The organism is Aureimonas sp. AU12, assembly GCF_001463705.1.
In the GTDB taxonomy this organism is placed as follows: domain Bacteria; phylum Pseudomonadota; class Alphaproteobacteria; order Rhizobiales; family Rhizobiaceae; genus Aureimonas.
Genome location: NZ_BBWH01000056.1, coordinates 38,473 through 57,866, shown reverse-complemented (window position 1 = coordinate 57,866; position 19,394 = coordinate 38,473). Strand labels below are relative to the sequence as shown.

Genomic DNA, 19,394 nt, shown 5'->3' with positions numbered 1-19,394 from the left:
GGGGGTTTGAGAACATGGAGAGCGCACAGGACATCGCGCGCGAGCTCGGCGCGCACGCCGAGAGCTTCTGCCGAGCGTATCTGCCCAATGGGCGCTCTGCGGGTGGATATTGGCAGATCGCAGATGTGTCGGGCGCGGCGGGCGGAAGCCTTGCCATCCGCCTTCAGGCCAGCGGCGGCCGCCTGGCGGGCAAATGGCAGGACTATGCGACCGGCGAGCGGGGCGACCTCCTCGACCTCATTCCGCATCTTACCAACGCCCGGTCCTTCGGCGAGGTGATGCGGGAGGCCAGGAGTTTCCTCGGCAAGCCTGACCTCGTTCGCGTCGCACCGACGCCCGCTGCGGACACGTCGCGCAAGCCTGACCTCACCAAGCGCGAGAAGGCAGCGAGGCTCTTCGCCAGCGCCCAGGCGCTTGCTGGCACCCTTGGCGAGCGCTACCTTCGAAACCGTGATATCAACCGCCTCGGATCTTGCCTGAGGTTCCATAAGCAATCTTACGCAATATCGCACGAGACTGGCGAACGTCTTGTTCTGCCTGCCCTTTTGGCAGCTATAACGGACAATGCCGGGCAGGTAACAGGTGTCGCACGAACGTGGCTTGACGTCGAACGAGGCGCTGTGGCCGACATCGAAAGCCCCAAGCGCGTCATGGGCACTCTATATGGCAATGCCGTGCGCTTCGAGGGCGTCGGGAATGTCCTCGGCTGCGGGGAAGGGATCGAGACGATGCTGTCAGTCGGCACCGCCCTGCCGAAGCTGCCGATCGCCGCCTGCCTAACCGCTACCCATCTCGGTCTGTTCGAGGTGCCCGATGGCGTCGAGCAGGTTTGGGTGTTCCGCGACAACGACGAGGCCGGGCGTCGAGGCACCCTCCATTTGCGCGAGCGGCTGCGGGAGGCCGGGCGATCGATCCGGGTGCGCGAGATCGTGCCCGTCCTGGGCGACTTCAACGACGACCTCAGTGCCTGGGGGGCGGACGCGCTGCGCACACGGCTGCGGTTCGATTTGGGCGCTGGCATGGACGAGTTCGCCTGACGGGCAGGCATGGTGCTGGCCGGGTCAGGCCACCAGCGTTTCCTTGCAGGGACCGCTCTTGGAGCGGGATGTCCGACGCGATGGATCGAGGCCGGGCGCAAGAGGCGCCCTCTGTCGGTCCTTCAAGGCTGCGCCGCGGACTATCTTCCCCGGCCTTCGGCCTCCTCGCGGGACAAGATAGCCCTTGGCTATCCTCGGCGCTAAGGCGCCGCCCTGACGGGTTCCTGGCCTCCAGCCACGATCTTTCATCGCGCCATCCCGGCCAAGAGCCGCTCCCTCAAAGGATAAGCGCCATGACCCTCTACTCCAGCACCACTTCCAGCCCGACCGCCCACCTCCTCGCCGAGATGCAGCTCTACGGTGTCACAGCCGATGGCGATCGTGACTACCGCCCCCTGCCCGACGCCGACGCCCTCCCCGCCCAGATCGGCGACGTCATGGCCAACCTGCGCGACATCTTCGCTGACACCCGCCTCGAGGGCGAGCTGCAGGAAATGCTCTGGAGCCTCGTCAACTCCTTCCATCGCCGGCACACCCACACCGAGAAGCGCCTCGATGACACCACCCTCAAGATCCGTGACGCGCAGCGCGAGCAGGACGGCTCCGAGATCCGCTCCGTCGAGCTGGAGAAGCTGCTGGAAGACGGCACCGCCCTCACCGAAACCCGCAACGCCTTCGAGGCCATGCGCGATCTCGCCGCCGAGCACTACGAGGTCATGACCGGATCGCCCTGGCTGCCCCGCACCGGCTCCAAGGTTTCTCACGCGAACCTCACCGCCGCCATGATCGACAGCCGTGACTTCCTTGCCGCCAAGGCCCGGTCCGAGAACGAGGCGCATTGCCCTTCGGGCACCAAAATCGCCTTCGCCGGCGGCGCCGATTACAATAACCACGATCTGATCTGGAAGACGCTCGACGCGGCACACAACAAGTACCCCGACATGGTGCTTCTCCACGGCGGCAGCCCGACAGGCGCCGAACTGATTGCCGCCAAATGGGCCGCCAACTGCAAAGTCCCGGCCGTCGCCTTCAAGCCCGACTGGAGCGTCGGCCGAGCCGCACCCTTCAAACGCAACGACAAGATGCTCGAGCAGATGCCCCAGGGTGTCATCGTCACCCCCGGCACTGGCATCACCGAGAACCTCGCCGACAAGGCAAAAAAACTCGGCATCAAGGTGATGCGAGTGGGGGGCTGACGCCCCCCGCAACCTCCTTCGCTAACTGCCGCCCTCGGGCGGCTTTCTCTTTTCGGGCCCTTAGGACCGCTCCATTTGAAAACATTGGATGTCACATCATGTCCGTCAGAACGCCGAGAGGTTCTGATCAGGGACCTCATAGGCGTAGAGCGTTCCGAGAGCATCCGCATGCTTTAGCTTCGTGACGTCGAGCCGATCGATGACTCACCTTGAACCACGCATGGACATTATAACCCCATGCTTGACCTGCCCGTCGCGACCGATATGGCTACCGCAAGGATCGAAGTGAAACGTTGGGGAACATCTCTTATGCAATTGGAGCGGGTCGCGCTTGAATTGGTCGCGACCTGTATCGTCAACCTATCGCGTCGAAGACCCGAAGGCTGGACGGAACGGGATCTTCTCACGGAAACGACGCTCTCGTATTATCGCTTTGATCAAGACCTTTTGCGTGATGGCGTTCTTATGGAAAGTTTCTTCGAGGCCCCCAAAACCGACATGATGAACGTCCTGGCCGCCGCCCAGTACACGATCATCTACCGAGACGAGATCGAACCTGATAACTTTGCGAACGAGGGCTGACATGCGCTTCACCGCAGATGACGCATTCGACGTTCGGGGCACCGATGACGCCATCATTCTCGGCCCGGTTGCAGCAACAGCCATTCTAGCCCAGCACGACGCCACACTCGTTGACTTCTACGAGTTCACGGGCGCGGACATCGACGCCATCGATGCCGGCGACCTCCTAGCTTTCCTTGGCTACTGAAGGCCCCGACTATATGGCAATCTACCACATTCGCTTAGGCCGGGTGATAGCGCGAGGCCAGAGGGCTGACGCACTCCTATCGCTTTCATACTCAGTCGAGGCATTCACCGTCGATGTCGCAGAGGTGCAATTGAACCCATTGCCGGACACCCATGGCAAAGACATGCTCGCGGCAATCGCGCAGGCCGAGCAAGCTGTCTCCCTTGGCATTCGAGACTTCAGCCGGGACCGCATGGTCTACGTGTCCGCCACCATCGGGGTCGCGGATCAGATCGCTCTTATCGACAATCTAATCCGGCTCCATGGAGATCCAGCCGACGTAGAAGGGCCCCTTCTGCAACTGAAGAACCGCCTCGAGGAGCTGGAGGACTTGATCTTCAACCCTCAGGATAAGCCCGAACTCCTGCAAGCCATCAGAGAGCGCCCTAACGTGCTCACCCAGGACATGATGGCGACCTATAGAGAGAGCGTAGCGGCACTCGCCGAGGCAAAGGCTCAGCTCAATAAGTTCGAGGCGTTTGCGCGGTCTACGCGATGGCGCGTGCGCATCCTGACCATCGTCCTCATCGCTGCGATGGCCGCCCTAGCCGCCATGGTCATTGGCCTTTGGATGATGCGGGCGTCCCTGCCTCTCGTGTGATCGGCGTATAGACGGCGATCTCCATTCAAGCCGAGGTCTAACGACCTTGGCGCTACCAGGGCGAAAACGTCAGCTCGCCAAAATGGCGGTGATCGAGACCGACCATGAAAACCATCTCGATCAACCCAAGGACTTCGCCCATCGCCACTTGCCTTTTAAAGGACCCGCCCTGCTCGAGTTGCGGGAAGTCCATCAGGACAATCCGAAGATGACGGGCATCCTCGATATCGTCCTGAATGTTTGCCTCGATATAGAATTGGATCGTTCTGTCCTCCTCGTCGATCAGGCCGAAGAAGTTGCCTTCCACAGCGCGGATCTTATCGGACCAGATCGAGCCAGCCTCTCGCAGATCAACCTCGCGAGCCTGTTCAGGGACAACGCCGACGCCGCAATCGTTCCAGAACGCTCTCATCCGCTGTCCGTCGATCAGAAGGTTCTTGGGAACACCCAGCGCATCGGAAATCCTCGCTAGCTCGTTAGCGCTAGTCCGTCAGCCAGCACAGATCGATTTGATCCAGGCCCCTGAAGTAGCCCGGATCAGATCCAGCCTCGGCAATCAACAGGGTCTTACCCTGAGAAGTCGAGCTTTAAGCACTCATACGTTCGAATTCGTCGTTCATATCGATATCAAAACCGCTATTGGCCTTCTTTTGGTTTTCGCGCGACATCGTTGCACCGTGCTGCGCACCGAATGCCTGCACTCTTTGTCTTAGCGCCTGAACGCTTTCCTGCCGAAGCGACGGAGCTAACCCAGCCCCTGCGTGTTGCTCATTGACCCGAAAGTACCCTGCCCGTTCGCTCAATCGCCCGGCTTCCGCCGAAAGTTGCGAAGCCGTCGCGGACATTTCATTGGCTGCGCCAGCGTTGGCCTGTGTCACTTGATCCAGTTGAAGGATCGCTTGATTGATTTGCTCAGTCCCGATCGATTGCTCCCGGCAAGCCGCCGAAATCTCGGATACCAACTCTGCCGTACGCTGAATATCGGGTACGAGCTGGTTCAGTAACGTACCCGCCTCCTCAGCTACGATCAGCGTATCGGTCGACAAGTTGTTGATCTCTGTAGCGGCGACTTGGCTGCGCTCGGCGAGTTTGCGGACCTCGCTTGCCACGACGGCAAATCCCTTGCCATGCTGACCTGCACGTGCGGCCTCGATGGCAGCGTTCAACGCCAACAAATCGGTCTGACGGGCAATCTCCTGTACAACGGCAATCTTGTCGGCAATGGTACGCATTGCGTCCACAGATTTTGCAACCGCTTTGCCAGATCGAGTGGCATTTTCCGCTGCTGAGGTCGCAATCTTCTCCGTCTGTGTCGCATTCTCCGAGTTTTGCCGAACGTTTGCGGTCATTTCTTCGATGGCTGCAGACGCTTGCTCACTCGCGGCAGCTTGCTCGGTCGAACCCGATGAAAGTTGCATCGCGGATGAGGCAGATTGAGTAGAGCCTGATGCGACTTGTTCCGCAGACGCCCGCACGTCCGTCACGATCCCACGTAATGTTGAAGACATCGCGGCCATGGCACGCTCCAACTCCGCGATCTCGTCGGACCCCTTGGCATTTACGTCTTGGGTCAAATCACCCTTCCCGATTGCTGAGGCAAGGTTCACCGACCGACGCAAGCGACGCGCCGTCGACACCGACAACCATGCTGCAATGCCGCCCCCAGCCAGCACCGCAGCAATCACGAGGCCGATCGCGAGGTTGCGGGTTTCGACGTAGCTCGCTTCCGATTCTGCTTTGAAGGCCTCGGCCCGTTCGTTTGCTCGGACCGTCAGCTGTCCGACAATCTTGGCAACCGCGTCGCTTGCTGGACGTTGCTTCTCAACGATAAATTGGCTGAGGGCGGCCGCGCGCTTAAGAAGCCCTTTGTCGCCGCTTGTCCGAAGATCGGCAAACAGGTTTCCCGCTTTGACGTTCAGTTGCTCGACGTCGGAACGCAAGTCTGTCGGAAGCACGCCACGAAGGGTTTCGAGATTTGCGCGAACAGAAACTGCAAGCTCGTTCAATTCCGTGCTGCTCGCTTGAACTCTCGCATGATCGGTATCGACGATGATGCTCAACGTAGCGATGAGCGATGTCAGGACGCTTGCCTCGGTTTCTGCCAGGAGACGCAGTGGCTCTGCGCCGAGGTTCGCTGCGATGACCTTCTCCGTCATTCCGTCGATCGCGGAGCGGACCGTGGCGAGAGCAGATGCCGAATGGGTCAGCAAATCTTGTGCTTCATTCGGATTCACCAGCATTGCATCCGCCATGATCTGATCGGCCACCGGGCGCAGGGCATCAATCGAGGGACGAAGTTCGGCCATGGCGAGCTTACCTTCCGATGTCTGGACACCGGTTTCATATCGGTCGAGGGACGCCATCAGCTTCGTCCAGGCGTCCTCATAGGACTTCATCTGAGCTGCCCGAACGTCCGGTGAGGCTTCCGCAGCGATGTTTCGAGCAAATCGGCGCGTCGCTTCAAGGCTTGCAGAGATTTGGCCTAGTCCCTGCACCTGTTGGAAAGGACGTTCTGTGAACCGCACCAGGGTTTGGTTGCTCTGACCTAACGCTTGAACACCGAAGTATCCTACAGCTGTCGTCATAAGGAGAACAGTGGCAAACCCCGCGCCAAGTTTCATGCCGATCGGAAATTTCATTAGACAACCTTATCGTAATAGTTATAATTTATGTAGCTTTCAATTGGTTTTGTAACTTTTTCGTTGACACGACATGGTTTCGTCGCAAAAATTTTATATCCAAAGAATCGCATTTGTTTCTAGTTGTTTTCAATATATATCACGTGCGGTGCTTTGGTATCCGCAGGATATAATCATTGCAGTGATAGGCTGCAAATATGGCTTAAGTGACGTGAATAAATTTTAACGGCCATGCCGGTGCAGTTTTCACTTCATTGCAGACTCAACGGCAGGAATCGATTGCTTATGCTGATTGCGGCCTCGACGGATTGCGCATCGAACGCTCGAGCGTTGTTGGCTTAGTTGGGTCATAAACGGGCTGGGAGCTTCCGTCATACGACCCTCGTCAGCTCCTCAAATGCATAATGTTCATCTTGAGCGCCGGCTAAGGTAGCCATCTTCGTCTTGTTTGAGATGCGCATGTCCAGACCCAAGAACCCTTTATCTCATTGTTTAATCCAAAAGTTTACATAAGTTGGAGATAATATACTATCGGCAGTTGTACTGCTTGTCGGCCGAGAAGTCTGCAGAATTGCCTAAATCATTGAGAATACTTGCGAACTTGTCAGGTGGAGCCGTTTCCCTTGCTTGAGCTCCGCAAGCCGCTCCTCGGTGATGCCAATTTCCACGGCCACGTCGTGTTGCGATCGTCCCGTCGACTGGCGGAACGCCCTCATCACTGGCGTCCCATCCCCGACCGAATCCACCGCGGTATCAGATTTTCGCATTCGGTCTCGCTCATCGCTGAAGACCTCGAGTGGCGTCGCATCTGTGCTCCTTGAAGAGCGGCGACATTGGCCTTGCGTTCCAACACCGTGTCTAGGAGTGTTTGCCAGGACCTTGCTGCCGTCAGCTGACGCTCCCTGACCTGCAGCAGGTTTATCGCCTCCGCCGCTGCGAGACACTCCACCAACTAGCCCGGTAATGCGACCATCCTCGCGAAGCGCTCCACGTCATCACCGCTGAACCCTTCCAGCGAGCGTCGCAGCGCCCCCACCCCCTTCATGCTGCCGGCATCTGACCCCGAGCCCGACGAAGTCAACATCCGGAACCGCTGCGCGCCGCGCTGAGGCAACCCCTCTCCCACCAATGCCGGCAGTCCAAGCCGTGATGCAGCCCGACCACGATGCGATCCGACATCATTCCGAAAGGAGGCCAACATGACACCGACCAAGGGCCTTCCCGATGCCCGTTTCCGAAAATGCCCGGTCTTGCCCGCTTGGGCCGCTATGCGGTCAACCAGAATGACGGTTTCCACCCCCGCGGGGCGGACCCTCCGCAATTCAGGATGACCGCGCGACCCTGCGCGTGCTGGCGAGGGCATCGAAACGCGCACCACAGGAGAACCCCATGCGCTCGGTCAACCGCCTCACCCTTCTCGGCAACGTCGGCTCCATCAAGGTCTTTAACGGCTGTATCAAGGTCTCCGTCGCAACCAACCGCTCTTGGACCGGAGAGGACGGCCAGCGCAAAGAGCGCACCGACTGGATTCCGGTCACGATCTTCGACCAAGCCCAGCGCGAGTGGATCCCGGAGAACGTCGAGAAAGGCGACTCGGTCTACATCGAGGCCCGCGTCGCTCAATCCTCCTACGGCGAGGGCGATGACCGCCAATTTGACGTGGATGTGATCGCTACGCTCTTCAACAAGCTCTGAGAACCAGAAATAGCGAGCCTTCGGGCTCGCTATCCGATTTCGGGATGGACGCCGCCTTTTGTAGCTGGCGCTGATCGCTGGCTCTTGCTTTGCGTAAGTTTCGTTCAACCCTTGTGATGAACATAGGCCCTTGAAATTTCAGCTGTTCAAGGCGTTCTGACAGATTTGTGCCGCTTTCTCGGACAAATGGCTTTCGACAGTTCGGACCAACTCGGCGTTTCCCATGTCGTCCGCCATGGCAGATGATCCTTTCTGGTTTTGCCGGTTCCTTTCACGATTGGATCGTGAAAGTGGGCTCGTACCTCTTTCCTCAAGATCGGATTACGTGTCTATAAGTGAAACCCACAGCAAAGAATCGGCTGTTTAGGATCTAAAGATGGAGTTTGGGCTTATGCCCCAGCGTAGGTCGAGCGCACAGGCTGTCTTCGAGCACCATGAACGCCGCCTCGCCGCAGGTGAGACGAGCCGCAGATTTTACGTGCGTGAGGAGCATCTTCAGATCCTCCGCCGCTTCATGATTGCGAACGGATTGCCCAACCAGCACAGCGCCATGCAGGCGCTGCTGGAGCAGTTCCGGCGCGAACACAACATCGGGGATACGGCCAGGCCGCGCCCCCGTAATGGCAACCTTAACACGAGAGAAAGCACATAAGGGAAAGCCCCACCGCGAGATCATCGCGATAGGGCTTGAGGAGGCGCATAGGACCTAGCGGCTTGCCGGCGGCTGGGACCAAAACGAGAGACAATTCCTAACTCTCTCATACCTCCTCTTGCCTGCCATCGTCAACTTAAATGCGATGAATTCGCCACGGGAAAGCTTTGCCTTCTGCGCAGAGAGAGGATCCTTGGCAGCGCAATTTCGCACGCCTGTAGGTGTGCGCTCGATGAGCTATGTCTGGTCATCCAGCACGGTATCAACGCCCGACCTGTTTGCGTCCGACGCTGAGCAGAACGACGAACCACATCCCAACTCTCTCATTCGTGCAGCGATCTGGTGGGACTGCTCGTCAAGCCTGATTATCCGACTTTTGTTAATCGACAGGATCAGGGGAGATGTCGTCAGAAACCTTTCATCAGGGTCTCTGTGCGTGGCCGAACGATTCAGACTCGTATTTGCAGTTGGGATGCTCCAGCGTTCTACTAGTTGGCTGGAGCGAGTCGGAATCATGGGACTAAAGAGTTCGGCCGCTTCGGTCGCTGCCAGTCGAGCACGTCGACGTGAAAGCGGTATGCGCGCGATGGAAGCAGTTCTTCATGAGAAAGAACTGGCTGCGCTCGACAGGCTAAAATGCCGGCTCAATCTCGCATCGAGGTCGGAAGCGCTGCGCCTTCTGATGGCGAAGACCGATCTCGACAATTTTACACCGGAGGACGCGGCTCGTCTGAGATCGGACGTCGCGTGATCCTCATCCCTGCAACTTTTGTGGAGACGCCATAGGCAAAGAAAAAGGCCCCGAAGCGGGAGCCGCCGGAGCCTCATTCTGAGATCGTGTGAGAACGCCAGAATAAGTCCCCTGACTCTCTTCGTCAAGTAAAATCGCGGCTTCCCGCCACGGCCTCGCTTTGCCCTATCGCAAGGAGAGACTATGTCGGCGGAACGAGAGTGCATGCCTTCCAGCATGCGATCGATGGCTCGTACCTGGGATGCAGGCACGAGTACAACGACTGACCTGTTTGCGTCGCTAGCGCAGCAGAACGACGTCCCACATCCCGACTTTCTCGCTCGTGCAGCGATCTGGCGGGACCACGCTGCGGGCTTGATCTCGCGTGCGGAAGCGACGCGCCGATCCGCTGCGATCGGCGCCCCACCGACATCGCCGCCACGGCTTGTCGGCGTGCAAACGCGCGACCGCGGCACTCCGCGAAAGCCGAAGGAATGTCGTCCCCGCTCGACGCGCCCGACGCCCAACGAGAGTCGCCAGTATACGCCCGCCATGGCGACCACCGCTGCACGCGATGATCGCTTGACGCCGAACGCCAAGGCGTTTCTGCAGGTGCTGCGCGCACGCTGCGGCAAAAGCCGCGAGACCATCATCACCAAAGGCACGGCCGCCAACATCATGGCGCGCTCCACGCGCACCATTCGCCGGTATCTCGATGACCTGATCAGGTACGGTTACATCCAGTCTGAAATCCGCACGAACCGAAACGGCATGCACATCGGTCTTGTGATCACCGTGACCGAGCTCGCCGCGCCTTTCTTCGAAAGCGCCAAGGGGCTCGCACGCTGGCTCGCGGAAACGCCTTCCGCAGTCTTTCGTCCCTTCGAAGGCGTGGTGGCTGGATTTCAGGGTAGGACACTAATGTCACCCAAAAACCAAACACCAATATCTTCTCTTAACGAGAGGAAGGACACGAGCCGCTTCGCGCCTCGTGAGAAGCTCAGGAATGAAGAAAGGGGCAAATTCCGTCCCTTCTCGACCTGAGCCCAGCCCTCCATCGACCCATAATCGGCCTTACATGTTCGCTGAATAGCGAACTGCGGCTTCCGCTCGAAATCACGCACGCACCAATCGCAGATGCGCTCCATAGGCGTGCTGGTGGCGAAAAAAAACGGCCGCCCAAGGCGACCGTTTTCGCTGTCCGATCAAATGGCGGATGCTACTCCGCCGCGATCGGCGGAGGTGTCTTCTTTTCAGCACCGTCGACCCAGGTCGACGCCTCGTAGGCTTTTCGGTGTGGATCGAGATCCACAAACGGTACCAGAACTCGATATAGGTCGCGGCCATATCCCGCGACGATGACCCAGGTTCCTTTGCCCTTCACAACGCCGAGTTCGGAGCTCATCTCAGCTTCGCGCAGTGCGCTGTCTTCGTACTCATGCCATTCGCGAACAGTTCCGCCGTTCGGTCCTGGCTTGGTTCGAAGCTCGCGAATGCGCGTTTTCCCAAGGATGCGCATCAGCCACGATGCAGTCTCGCCGGGCTCGGTTCGACAGATGATTTTCGTTTGGATCGACGACATCCACGTCTTGAACGCATGGTCCCCATACGTTGCCTCGATCGCATGGAAATCCTGCAATCCAAGAACCGCAGAGACTCCTCGCTCGCGACCTGCTGTTACCAGTTGGTCGATTCCGTCGATGCGCGCAAGGCGTGAAAACTCATCGAGAACGAACCACGTCCGACGACCTTTCACACGCCGGTATTTTTCGTGGAAGACGGACTTCGTCGCGATCGTCATGAAGAGAGCGATCCATAGTTTCGACAGTTCATCGAAACGTCCGCTATGCCCAAGGACAAGCGTCTGTGGCCCACGTTCCCCCTGCATGAATTCGCGGATCGAAATCGCCTTTCGACCACTGTAGTCGCCCCAAGCTCGCCCGAGCAGTTGCAGTTTGTTGAAGGCGATCTGGAGCGTGCTCCGCACGCTGTCCCATTGGCGCTCTTCTGCCGTAACGAGTTTCAACGCCGGTGGATGATACGTCATCGCGGCCTGCTCGAACTCTTCGTCCGACATAAGGACGCCATCGAAGAGCTCCTGCCAAGTCCACGCCCCCGGCTTCTCCGTATGCAGCTTGATGACGATTACCGCGGCAACGGTTTGAGCGGCTTCGCGAAAGAACTCGATGTCGTTCCCCTGCACCAGATAGCGGGCAAGTTCGATACACTCTTCGACGCTTGTGACTTCCTTCGCGATGTCCCAAACCCATGACCGGCGATCCGCAGGACTAATGAGCAGCGGGTAGCCCGTCTCGTTTTCATCGGTGATAGGGATCGGAGGCAGGAGCCCGTACACTTCCGGCTTGAAGGCATAGACGATCTGACGATCCCCGACATTTGTCGCGGACTGCATGAGATGGCGAATGAAGTTCGACTTGCCGCTACCAGGGGCGCCAAACACGACCATGCCGTTCAGGCTTCGAAGATCCGAGAGACCCCATTCTCCGTACAACGGAAGCGCCCCGACCTTCTGCTCCTTGCGCGCAACTGCCACCAGTTCGGGATAATCCGCGACGGTCCCGCCGGCGAGAATGATCCGTTCCTTTTGGCGCAGCCAACGCTGCCAAACGCCAAACCCAAAGATACCCGAACCAGCGAGCAATGGCGCGAACACCATGAACTGGAACGTCGTGATTTTCCTCATGTTCGCGTAGCCGCTCATGGTGAAAATCTGGCGGCAATCGAGAATGTCCCAAGGCAAAAGACAAAACCTGGCATTCGCCCATGTGAGGTAAACGATCCCCCCATTGGAGACCTGCCAGTACGTACTGCCGAAACGCCAGGCCCACATGCCGATCGTTCCGAGGACACCGATGCCAAGTGCGGCGAACGCCCACCAGACCGTTGGCGTTTTCTGTTTTCGTATCACTCCGCAAATCCTTTGCGTCCCAGATCGATCATTCTCGCCTTGAACTCACCATCGGATTGCCTTGACGCCGCTTCCATGAGGATGCCGAGTAGGAAGCTCTTGTCAGCGTCCCGCAGACCCGCTTTCACAATCAGACCGCCTAGTGCAATCTTCTGGTGAGTGTCCTGGCGTCTCGCCGATGCAGACGGTCGATCATCGACGCGGCGAAGCTCTTCTCTCAGCGCCATCAGCCGCTCCTTGAGCGATCGCCTATGGTGCTTCAGGCGTTTCCGCGGCTTTCGCTCCACCTGAGCGAAAGCGCTCGACGATTCCGTTGAGTGCCTCCCGCAAATCAGCCTCGGACATATCGAGATCGAAGATCCCGACTCTGCGGGCCAGCTTGCCAAAGGCCGTTTCCTCTTCGACTTCTGCCTGCTTCAGTTCGTTCTGAAGCAGCTCCATCTGTGCTCGAATTTGTGCCGCCTTCGAATTGGTCGAAGGTGCCTTTGCTCGCGGCTTTCTCATCGTGATTGTGTTCCTGTGACGTTGCATGGCGGACTTAACGGTCGCACTCAATACACAGCCCGAAGTGGCTCTCAAGCCATTGTCTAGACCTTGGTTGACGGCAATTGGCCGTCGGTTCGGTCTAAACACCCTCAGTCCTGTGTCCCGTCTGCTCCTTTGTTGGCCCCCGGAGCGAAGCGACCCGCTCGAGAAAGTGGGCGCTTTGCGCCCGCTCGAGCTTCAGGGTGAATTTTAGACTGCGCAATTAACTGTTGCGTTTGGCAACAGCGGATCATACGAACTCTGAAGGGTCTTGTTGCCGACTAGAAGGGTCAGGGGCGTTGGCGATCTTCCACTTTCGCCAAACAGTCGTCTCAGCGGGCAATGGTCGCTCAGCCGTTGCAGCAGCAGCCTATCGGCATGCCGCAGTCATGGAACGTGACGCCACCGGCAAGTTGATCGACTTTTCAGCTAAAGATGGCGGCGTTCATTCTGAGATCGCGATCCCCAACGATGCGCCCGAATGGGTTCGTCAGGATCTTGGATTCAGTCGCGAGGGTGTCGTTCGCCTTGATGGGGCGGCAGCTATTGAGGCGTCGCAAACCCTTTGGAACCGGGTCGAGGCTGGGGAAAAGCGGGTTGATGCCACCTATGCCATCGATCTCATTGTCGCTCTTCCCCGCGAACTGTCCGAGGCTGAGAACATCGAGCTGGTTCGCGCTTTCGTCGAAGAGAACTACACGGCGAAGGGCCGCATCGCCGATTGGGCCTACCATCGTCCGGAGGACAAGCAGCACAATCCTCACGTCCACATCATGACCACCCTGCGCCCTCTTACCGACACCGGTTTTGGGCCGAAGACGCTCCTATTGAAGGACGAACAGAACGAGCCGGTCCGATCAAAGCGCGGAGACCTCATCTACGATAAATGGGCCGGATCGAAGTCGGAGCTTCTAGAAAACCGCGAAGCATGGGCGAACCATGTGAATATGGCTCTTGCACGGGCCGGTCATGAGATCGCTGTCGATCATCGATCGTTCAAGGATCGGGGTATCACCGAGATCGAGCCGACGACGCATCGTGGTCTTGTCCATCATCTTGGCGGCGCGCGCGCACACGACGAGCATGTCCGCGCCGATTTGGAAGCTCGCTCGCGCAACTTCGCTGCTTTCGAGGCAAACCCGTCGCTCGTTCTCGAACACATCACACGCCAGCAATCGACCTTCGATCTGCGCGATGTCGCGCGTATGATCCACCGCTATGCCGGTGAGGGCGACGACTTCCAATCGCTCCTTCATCGTGTCGGAACACTCCCTGAACTCGTCACCATCCAAGCACAGATCCACGATCCTGAAAGTAATCGTATCGTTCAACGCGAACGCTTCACGACTGTTGGCATCTTGGAGCGTGAAGCCTCCATGCTGGATGCAGTGGAGCGGCGCGCAGCCGATCATTCTTTCGCCGTCGATGCGGCTCGCAAGGAAGAAGCCGTCGCTCGCGCTCAAGTGCTGCAAGGGTTTGACTACACTCCTGAACAACGCGCAGCCGTGGACCGCCTGACGCGTGACGATGGCGTTTCAGCCATGGTCGGCATCGCCGGAGCAGGTAAATCCACGGTCCTACGTGCCGTCAACGAGGTGTACCGGGCAGAGTCGGTCGGGGTGTATGGCGCAGCTTTGGCTGGCAAGGCGGCGGATAATCTCGAAGCGTCCTCCGGTATCGTCAGCCGGACCCTGGCTTCATGGGAATTCGCTTGGGACATAGGACGCGACCAGCTCCAAAAAGGTGACGTGTTCGTCATCGACGAAGCTGGCATGGTGGCCTCCGCGCAGATGGCGCGCGTCGTGGATCAACTCGACAGGTTCGGAGCCAAGGTCGTTCTCGTAGGCGACTCTCGCCAGCTTCAACCGATCGAAGCGGGTGCTGCCTTCCGCTCCATCGCGAACGAGGTCGGCTATGTCGAGTTGACCGAAGTGCGCCGCCAAGAGCGGTCGGACCACGCTCATGCAAGCGTCCTGTTTGGTGCCGGCCAAGCCCGCTCGGCTCTCGACATCTATGAGGGCAATGACACCTTCCGCGTCCACGACGCACGCGACGATGCGCTCCAAGCCGCCATCAAAGGATGGCACCATGACTGGCGTGCCAACGTAGACGTCTTGATGCTCGCGCATACCAATCGTGACGTCACCGACCTCAACGCTATGGCGCGTTCCGTCATACAAGCCGAGAGTGGTCTACAAGACGGCAGGCAGATCCTGACGTCGCGAGGGATGCGTGAGTTTGCGATTGGCGATCGCGTTCTCTTCTTCGACAACGACCGTGAGCTCGGCGTTCGAAATGGCACCGTCGGCTTTGTCGAACGCTTTGACAGCGGCACAATGTACATCGCTCTGCCGGAGCGTGCCGAGCCGATCGCGATCTCGCCCGGCGGGTACAATGAGATCGACCATGGCTACGCCACGACCATCCATAAATCCCAAGGTTCGACCGTGGATCGCGTCCACATCGTCGCCAGCGGAATGATGGATGCGCAGCTTACCTATGTTGCCCTGTCGCGTCATCGCGAGGAGGTGACGATGCACGTTCCGCTCGATGCGTTCACCCACTCCAATGCGGAGAAGCTGGCGACGAAAGAGTACGCAATGGACCGCCTCGCAACCGATAAGCTGAAGGATACCTCTCTCGATTTCCGCACAACACAGGACTACCGGGAAGCACGAGCGGCGATGCTGGCGGAGCTCGCTGTCGCAGCTCCTCTGACGCTCAATGAGCGCTTTGAGGTGTTTCTCCAAGCGCGTGGGCTCCCTCACCCTGGCGACGTCCTGCAAGGCATTCGAGACTACGCCAACGAGTTCCTTAACCGCGCACGGGATCCCTCCGCTAGTGAACGCATCTCGGTTGACAGCCGCATCAACACCGTCATCGCAGAACGTCATAAGCAGGTTCGCGGTCTCGAACCGGACGAGCAATTGCGTCAGCCGCTGGCACGTCTCGATCACGTCCAGCAGCATTCGGCTGCGATGAACCATGAGGGCTTGGCACGTCGCTCTGCCTTCCATACCGCCGAGAACGAAATGACGCATATGCGCACCGCCGAGGCGCTGCGCACCTACGCCGAGCGGGTCGCCGACGTTGTCAGCCCTACCGTCGTCGTCTCCATCGGACGAACGCTCCATGATGTCCATGATGAGCCGCGTTTAGTCCATCTTGCCGAACCCGTTCGCGATGCATTGCAAGCGAATTGGACGAGTGTTCACGCCGTCTCCCGCGCAGCATGGGAGCTAGGACTTCTGGAGACTGTGCGCGCCTTCGAAACAGGTTACAGCCAGGAACGCGACGAGCGCACCACGCTTGCCGACTACGAAAGTGCCGTCGCTTCCGCCATCGCTGTTCCTGAACTCGATAGGTCCTCTTCGCCGCTGGTCGTGGATCCCCCGATCCCCGGTAATCCCGTTCATGGGCGCGCATCCGATGCGTTGATCGTCGTTGAGCCCGAACCGGCAAAGCCCTTCCTTCATGCAGTCGAGCGTTGGTCACAAACTGTCGAAGACGCTGCCGCTCATGCCGTCCACTCGCATTTCGATTTTGCCTCGGTCATGCAGAATGTCGAGCGTTACGCAGCTATCGTTTGGCGAGATCCTCAAGCCGCACTGGCGAAGCTCAATGACGTTTTTGCCAGGCAGCCTTTGGACACGGCGGCCTTCGTTGCAGAGCTGCAGAAGTCTCCGCAAACCTATGGCGATCTGCAAGGGGCTCGTACCCTCATGCTGAAACCCGATGCCAATCGACAGGCAGCGCTCAGCCATGTCCGTGTGTTCGGCAACACATATGTCGAAGCTCATATCACCCGCGCTCGGATCGAGCCGGTGCTTCGACAGGAAGAGGCTCGTTGGCGCCAGGAAATGTCGACTTCGATGCCGGCACTCTCAAAGGAGGCGACCGCTGTCGTCAACGAATTGGTGCGCGCTAGCGAGATGAAGCGACCCGATCGGGAACCTGCCCAACAGATCGCCATGCGTGCGCTGTCTCAACACGATGCGTTGAACGAGGTTCGGACATGGCGGCAGAGCTTGAATGCGCGACTGAAGGTGCCAAACGCTGTCGAGCGGATCCCTGGCCTTTCAAAAGCTCAAAAAGTCGAGGTTCAGGCGACCATTGCACGCGTCGACACGGCGCTTCGAGAAGTGGAGATGACGCGGGCCATCGAGCATTCGCGTCAGCGCAGTCTGGAGCGCAGCATGAATCGCGAGCGCGATCGTGGAGGGTACGAGCGGTGAGCCCTTTTGTCCAAGATGGAGCGCGAGCGAGAGGCAGGAATGGGTTTCGAGCTCTCGTCGAACAAGAGAGAGGGTGAAGCTCGATAAGCGACTTCGGTCGGCACCCACCGATAGAATGCAATTTAAGGACCACCGCAATGAGTCTGAACGATAAGACAACTGAGGTTTCCGAGGCCGAGCGCGCCGAGCGAGCCAGGCGTCAGAAAGCGTCCGACCTGGCCCGTGCCGCCAATGTCCGTCAGGGCTACGTCCACGATCCCAAACAAGAAGAAGGTATGGCGCGGTGGGCCGCCGGTGAGATCACTATGGAGGAACTGCGTCAGGAGACGATCGCTCGCTACAAGCGGATCTAACATGGCCAGGTCCTACACCTATCCCAATCAGAGCGATGATCCCGACGCACTGAACGTCCTGCGCAATACGTTCGGCATCCGTTCAGCCTCGGCCCTGCATGAGGTCGAATACACGTTGACGCGGCAGCGTCAGGCGGAACTGTTCCTCGGCCTCGGTCCCTCCGGATCATTTGACGCCAACCACCTGAAGGCGATCCACCACCACATTTTTCAGGATGTCTACGAGTGGGCAGGCCATACCCGCAACGAACGACCGTTCGTCGATGGTGAGCGGGTCGAGCCGATCGGCGTCTTCGGAAAGGAAAGCAGCGCCTTCCTCCACGGTTCACGGATTGAGATGGGCCTATCGGCTGCGCTCGGTCCCTTAAGCGATCTGAGCGACCTTCGAGGTTCGACGGTCGAGACCTTCTCCGCGAGGGCGGGCGAGGTTTTGGGCGAACTCAACTACGTCCACCCTTTCCGGGAAGGAAACGGGCGGACCCAAGAAGCTTTTATCCACCAGCTCGGTGCTCATGTCGGCCACGAGGTCGACTTCACCGTTATCACCAGAGCGCGAATGATCGAGGCGTCGATCCAAGTCCATCACAATCCAAACTCATATGCCATGCGCCATCTTGTCGAAGATGCGGTCGATCCCGGTCGCCGCGAAACGCTTCGATCGATGTTGCAAAGCCTCCAGCGAGCGGGTGTAGACTCCCAAGAATACAGCATTCGGACCGCTCGCCTCGGCGAAGAGATCACAGGGCACCTTATGGGAGCGGAAAGCCGAATTCCGGCGCTAGTCACGGGCGTCGACATCGTAGCCGTTCGGCCCCAGGACCTTCCCACCGTTATCTCTGCCCAGGATCGCGTTGTCACGATATCAGTGAGGACACCGTTCGAGATCGAACCACCCAGCCGCATGACCGCATTGGACACGGGAATGCCGTTCATCCCGGCCGTGACCCAATGGACCTATAGCGTCGAGCATACCGTCGCTCGCACTGTTGAGGCGCATCCGACCGTTCGAGCCTTCCTGCAGGACGCTGAACTCCATGCCGGCCACGTCTGGAAGCACCCCGAAGCCGCGATTCAAAAGATTCGCGAGGAAATTGCTCGCGATCCTGACCGGACTTTCCCCATCATCCGTGCTGCCGGCACTGATCCTCAAGCCTATGGCGAACTCCTTGGTGGTCGCACCATGCTCCTCCAGCCAGACGCCGAACGGCAAACGGCTATCGAACAGGCTCCTCACTTCGGCAGCTCACTGATTCAGGTCTACGAGACGGGGAAGATCCTCGAGCCGACCCTTCGCCAAGCCGAAGTCGCATGGCGAAAGGAAATGGCGACCCCTTTGCCAGCCCTGTCGACCGAAGCCTCCAATGTCGTTCGGGAGCTTGTGCGCGCGCATGAGATGACTGGCAAGGATCGCGAGCCGGCTCACCAAACAGCTCTCCAGGCCGTTGGCCGCACGCAGGCATGGAGCGAAGTGCAGACTTGGCGTCAGTCCGTCGAAAAACGTCTGGCAGTGCCCGATGCGATCGAGCGCATCCCCGGTCTTTCGGAGGACCGGCGTCACGACATCAAGACCACAGTCTCTGTCGTGGACAGCGCCGTCCGTGAAGGCGCAAGGGCTGTGTCTCGTGAAAGCAGTAGGGAACGGAGCCAGGACATCAGCCAGAACCGAAGCCGGGATACAGGCTACGGCTACTAAGTGGTTATCGAGCCACTATCGTTACGGTCGTGGCGACAATGGATAGTGCCGTCCGCGAGGCCTCGTTGACCTCTCATCGTTCAGCCGTTCGCAAGGCGACCACCTAAACCAGCACATCCAAATCGATCGATATCGGCCCCAGCGTGTAGCCGGACCGAGAAACCCGACCCGCCGGTCCGAAAGCTGGTAGGATCGTTAAACGAGTTCATGGCCTGGCCTTCTCTGATCTTTTGCAAAGCAGGCCTTCAGGTGCGCAGCACTCCTAAAGTCCTATTTTACGAGCTTTTTTCGTGTGCCCTGA

At 58.8% G+C, this 19,394-nt stretch carries 16 protein-coding genes; 12 read left to right on the top strand and 4 right to left on the bottom strand.

The annotated features are described in order from the left end of the window. The first annotated feature begins 14 nt into the window (after positions 1–14). The 6 genes from AUL33_RS21150 to AUL33_RS22435 all read left to right on the top strand — a co-directional run bounded on the left by AUL33_RS21150 (position 15) and on the right by AUL33_RS22435 (position 4,114). The gene (locus AUL33_RS21150; RefSeq protein ID WP_062213246.1) at positions 15–1,037 is read left to right on the top strand and encodes a toprim domain-containing protein; all 1,023 of its coding nucleotides are present in this window, start codon (positions 15–17) and stop codon (positions 1,035–1,037) included. 293 nt (positions 1,038–1,330) lie between these two features. Next, entirely contained in the window at positions 1,331–2,233 is a 903-nt protein-coding gene (locus tag AUL33_RS21145; RefSeq protein ID WP_062213243.1) for a DUF2493 domain-containing protein, read from the top strand. 237 nt (positions 2,234–2,470) lie between these two features. Continuing rightward, the gene (locus AUL33_RS21140; protein WP_156419557.1) at positions 2,471–2,815 is read left to right on the top strand and encodes a hypothetical protein; all 345 of its coding nucleotides are present in this window, start codon (positions 2,471–2,473) and stop codon (positions 2,813–2,815) included. Between the two features lies 1 nt (position 2,816). After that, the gene (locus AUL33_RS21135; RefSeq protein ID WP_062213240.1) at positions 2,817–3,002 is read left to right on the top strand and encodes a hypothetical protein; all 186 of its coding nucleotides are present in this window, start codon (positions 2,817–2,819) and stop codon (positions 3,000–3,002) included. A 13-nt stretch (positions 3,003–3,015) separates the two neighbouring features. Beyond that, the gene (locus AUL33_RS21130) at positions 3,016–3,642 is read left to right on the top strand and encodes a hypothetical protein (protein WP_062213237.1); all 627 of its coding nucleotides are present in this window, start codon (positions 3,016–3,018) and stop codon (positions 3,640–3,642) included. Positions 3,643–3,724: 82 nt separating this feature from the next. Continuing rightward, positions 3,725–4,114 carry a hypothetical protein gene (locus tag AUL33_RS22435; protein ID WP_156419556.1) on the top strand — a complete coding sequence of 130 codons (390 nt, stop codon included), beginning with the start codon at positions 3,725–3,727 and terminating at the stop codon, positions 4,112–4,114. A gap of 115 nt (positions 4,115–4,229) precedes the next feature. On the opposite strand, the gene AUL33_RS21120 is transcribed toward AUL33_RS22435, so the two are convergent. Beyond that, positions 4,230–6,281 carry a methyl-accepting chemotaxis protein gene (locus tag AUL33_RS21120; RefSeq protein ID WP_082652812.1) on the bottom strand — a complete coding sequence of 684 codons (2,052 nt, stop codon included), beginning with the start codon at positions 6,279–6,281 and terminating at the stop codon, positions 4,230–4,232. Positions 6,282–7,670: 1,389 nt separating this feature from the next. Between AUL33_RS21120 and ssb the strand changes: the two genes are divergently transcribed. The 3 genes from ssb (at position 7,671) to AUL33_RS22885 (ending at position 10,402) form a co-directional block, all read left to right on the top strand. Continuing rightward, on the top strand, positions 7,671–7,976 hold the full coding sequence (gene ssb / locus AUL33_RS21115) for a single-stranded DNA-binding protein (RefSeq protein WP_062213229.1): 306 nt from the start codon (positions 7,671–7,673) through the stop codon (positions 7,974–7,976). A gap of 884 nt (positions 7,977–8,860) precedes the next feature. Further along, on the top strand, positions 8,861–9,379 hold the full coding sequence (locus AUL33_RS22890; RefSeq protein WP_244492384.1) for a hypothetical protein: 519 nt from the start codon (positions 8,861–8,863) through the stop codon (positions 9,377–9,379). A gap of 531 nt (positions 9,380–9,910) precedes the next feature. Further along, a complete protein-coding gene (locus tag AUL33_RS22885) occupies positions 9,911–10,402 on the top strand; it encodes a helix-turn-helix domain-containing protein (protein WP_062213222.1) in 492 nt (163 codons plus the stop codon). A gap of 175 nt (positions 10,403–10,577) precedes the next feature. Here the strand turns inward: AUL33_RS22885 and AUL33_RS21100 are convergent, their stop codons facing one another. From AUL33_RS21100 to AUL33_RS21090, 3 genes are read right to left on the bottom strand one after another with little or no spacing between them, the layout of a single operon-like run. Then, complete coding sequence (locus AUL33_RS21100) at positions 10,578–12,287, bottom strand: type IV secretion system DNA-binding domain-containing protein (RefSeq protein WP_156419555.1); 1,710 nt, start codon at positions 12,285–12,287, stop codon at positions 10,578–10,580. Then, a complete protein-coding gene (locus AUL33_RS21095; RefSeq protein ID WP_062213215.1) occupies positions 12,284–12,514 on the bottom strand; it encodes a conjugal transfer protein TraD in 231 nt (76 codons plus the stop codon). The genes AUL33_RS21100 and AUL33_RS21095 overlap by 4 nt, the downstream gene beginning before the upstream one ends. A gap of 22 nt (positions 12,515–12,536) precedes the next feature. Continuing rightward, positions 12,537–12,791 (bottom strand): TraC family protein, encoded by a 255-nt coding sequence (locus AUL33_RS21090; protein WP_192843252.1) that lies wholly within the window; start codon positions 12,789–12,791, stop codon positions 12,537–12,539. Between the two features lie 320 nt (positions 12,792–13,111). Here AUL33_RS21090 and traA point away from each other — a divergent pair, with 320 nt between their 5' ends. The 3 genes from traA to AUL33_RS21895 all read left to right on the top strand — a co-directional run bounded on the left by traA (position 13,112) and on the right by AUL33_RS21895 (position 19,093). Further along, complete coding sequence (gene traA, locus AUL33_RS21075; protein WP_192843251.1) at positions 13,112–17,047, top strand: Ti-type conjugative transfer relaxase TraA; 3,936 nt, start codon at positions 13,112–13,114, stop codon at positions 17,045–17,047. Between the two features lie 137 nt (positions 17,048–17,184). Further along, positions 17,185–17,400, top strand: a complete 216-nt coding sequence (locus AUL33_RS21070; protein ID WP_062213200.1) for an antitoxin VbhA family protein — start codon at positions 17,185–17,187, stop codon at positions 17,398–17,400. A gap of 1 nt (position 17,401) precedes the next feature. Next, entirely contained in the window at positions 17,402–19,093 is a 1,692-nt protein-coding gene (locus AUL33_RS21895; RefSeq protein WP_082652809.1) for a Fic family protein, read from the top strand. Positions 19,094–19,394 lie beyond the last annotated feature (301 nt).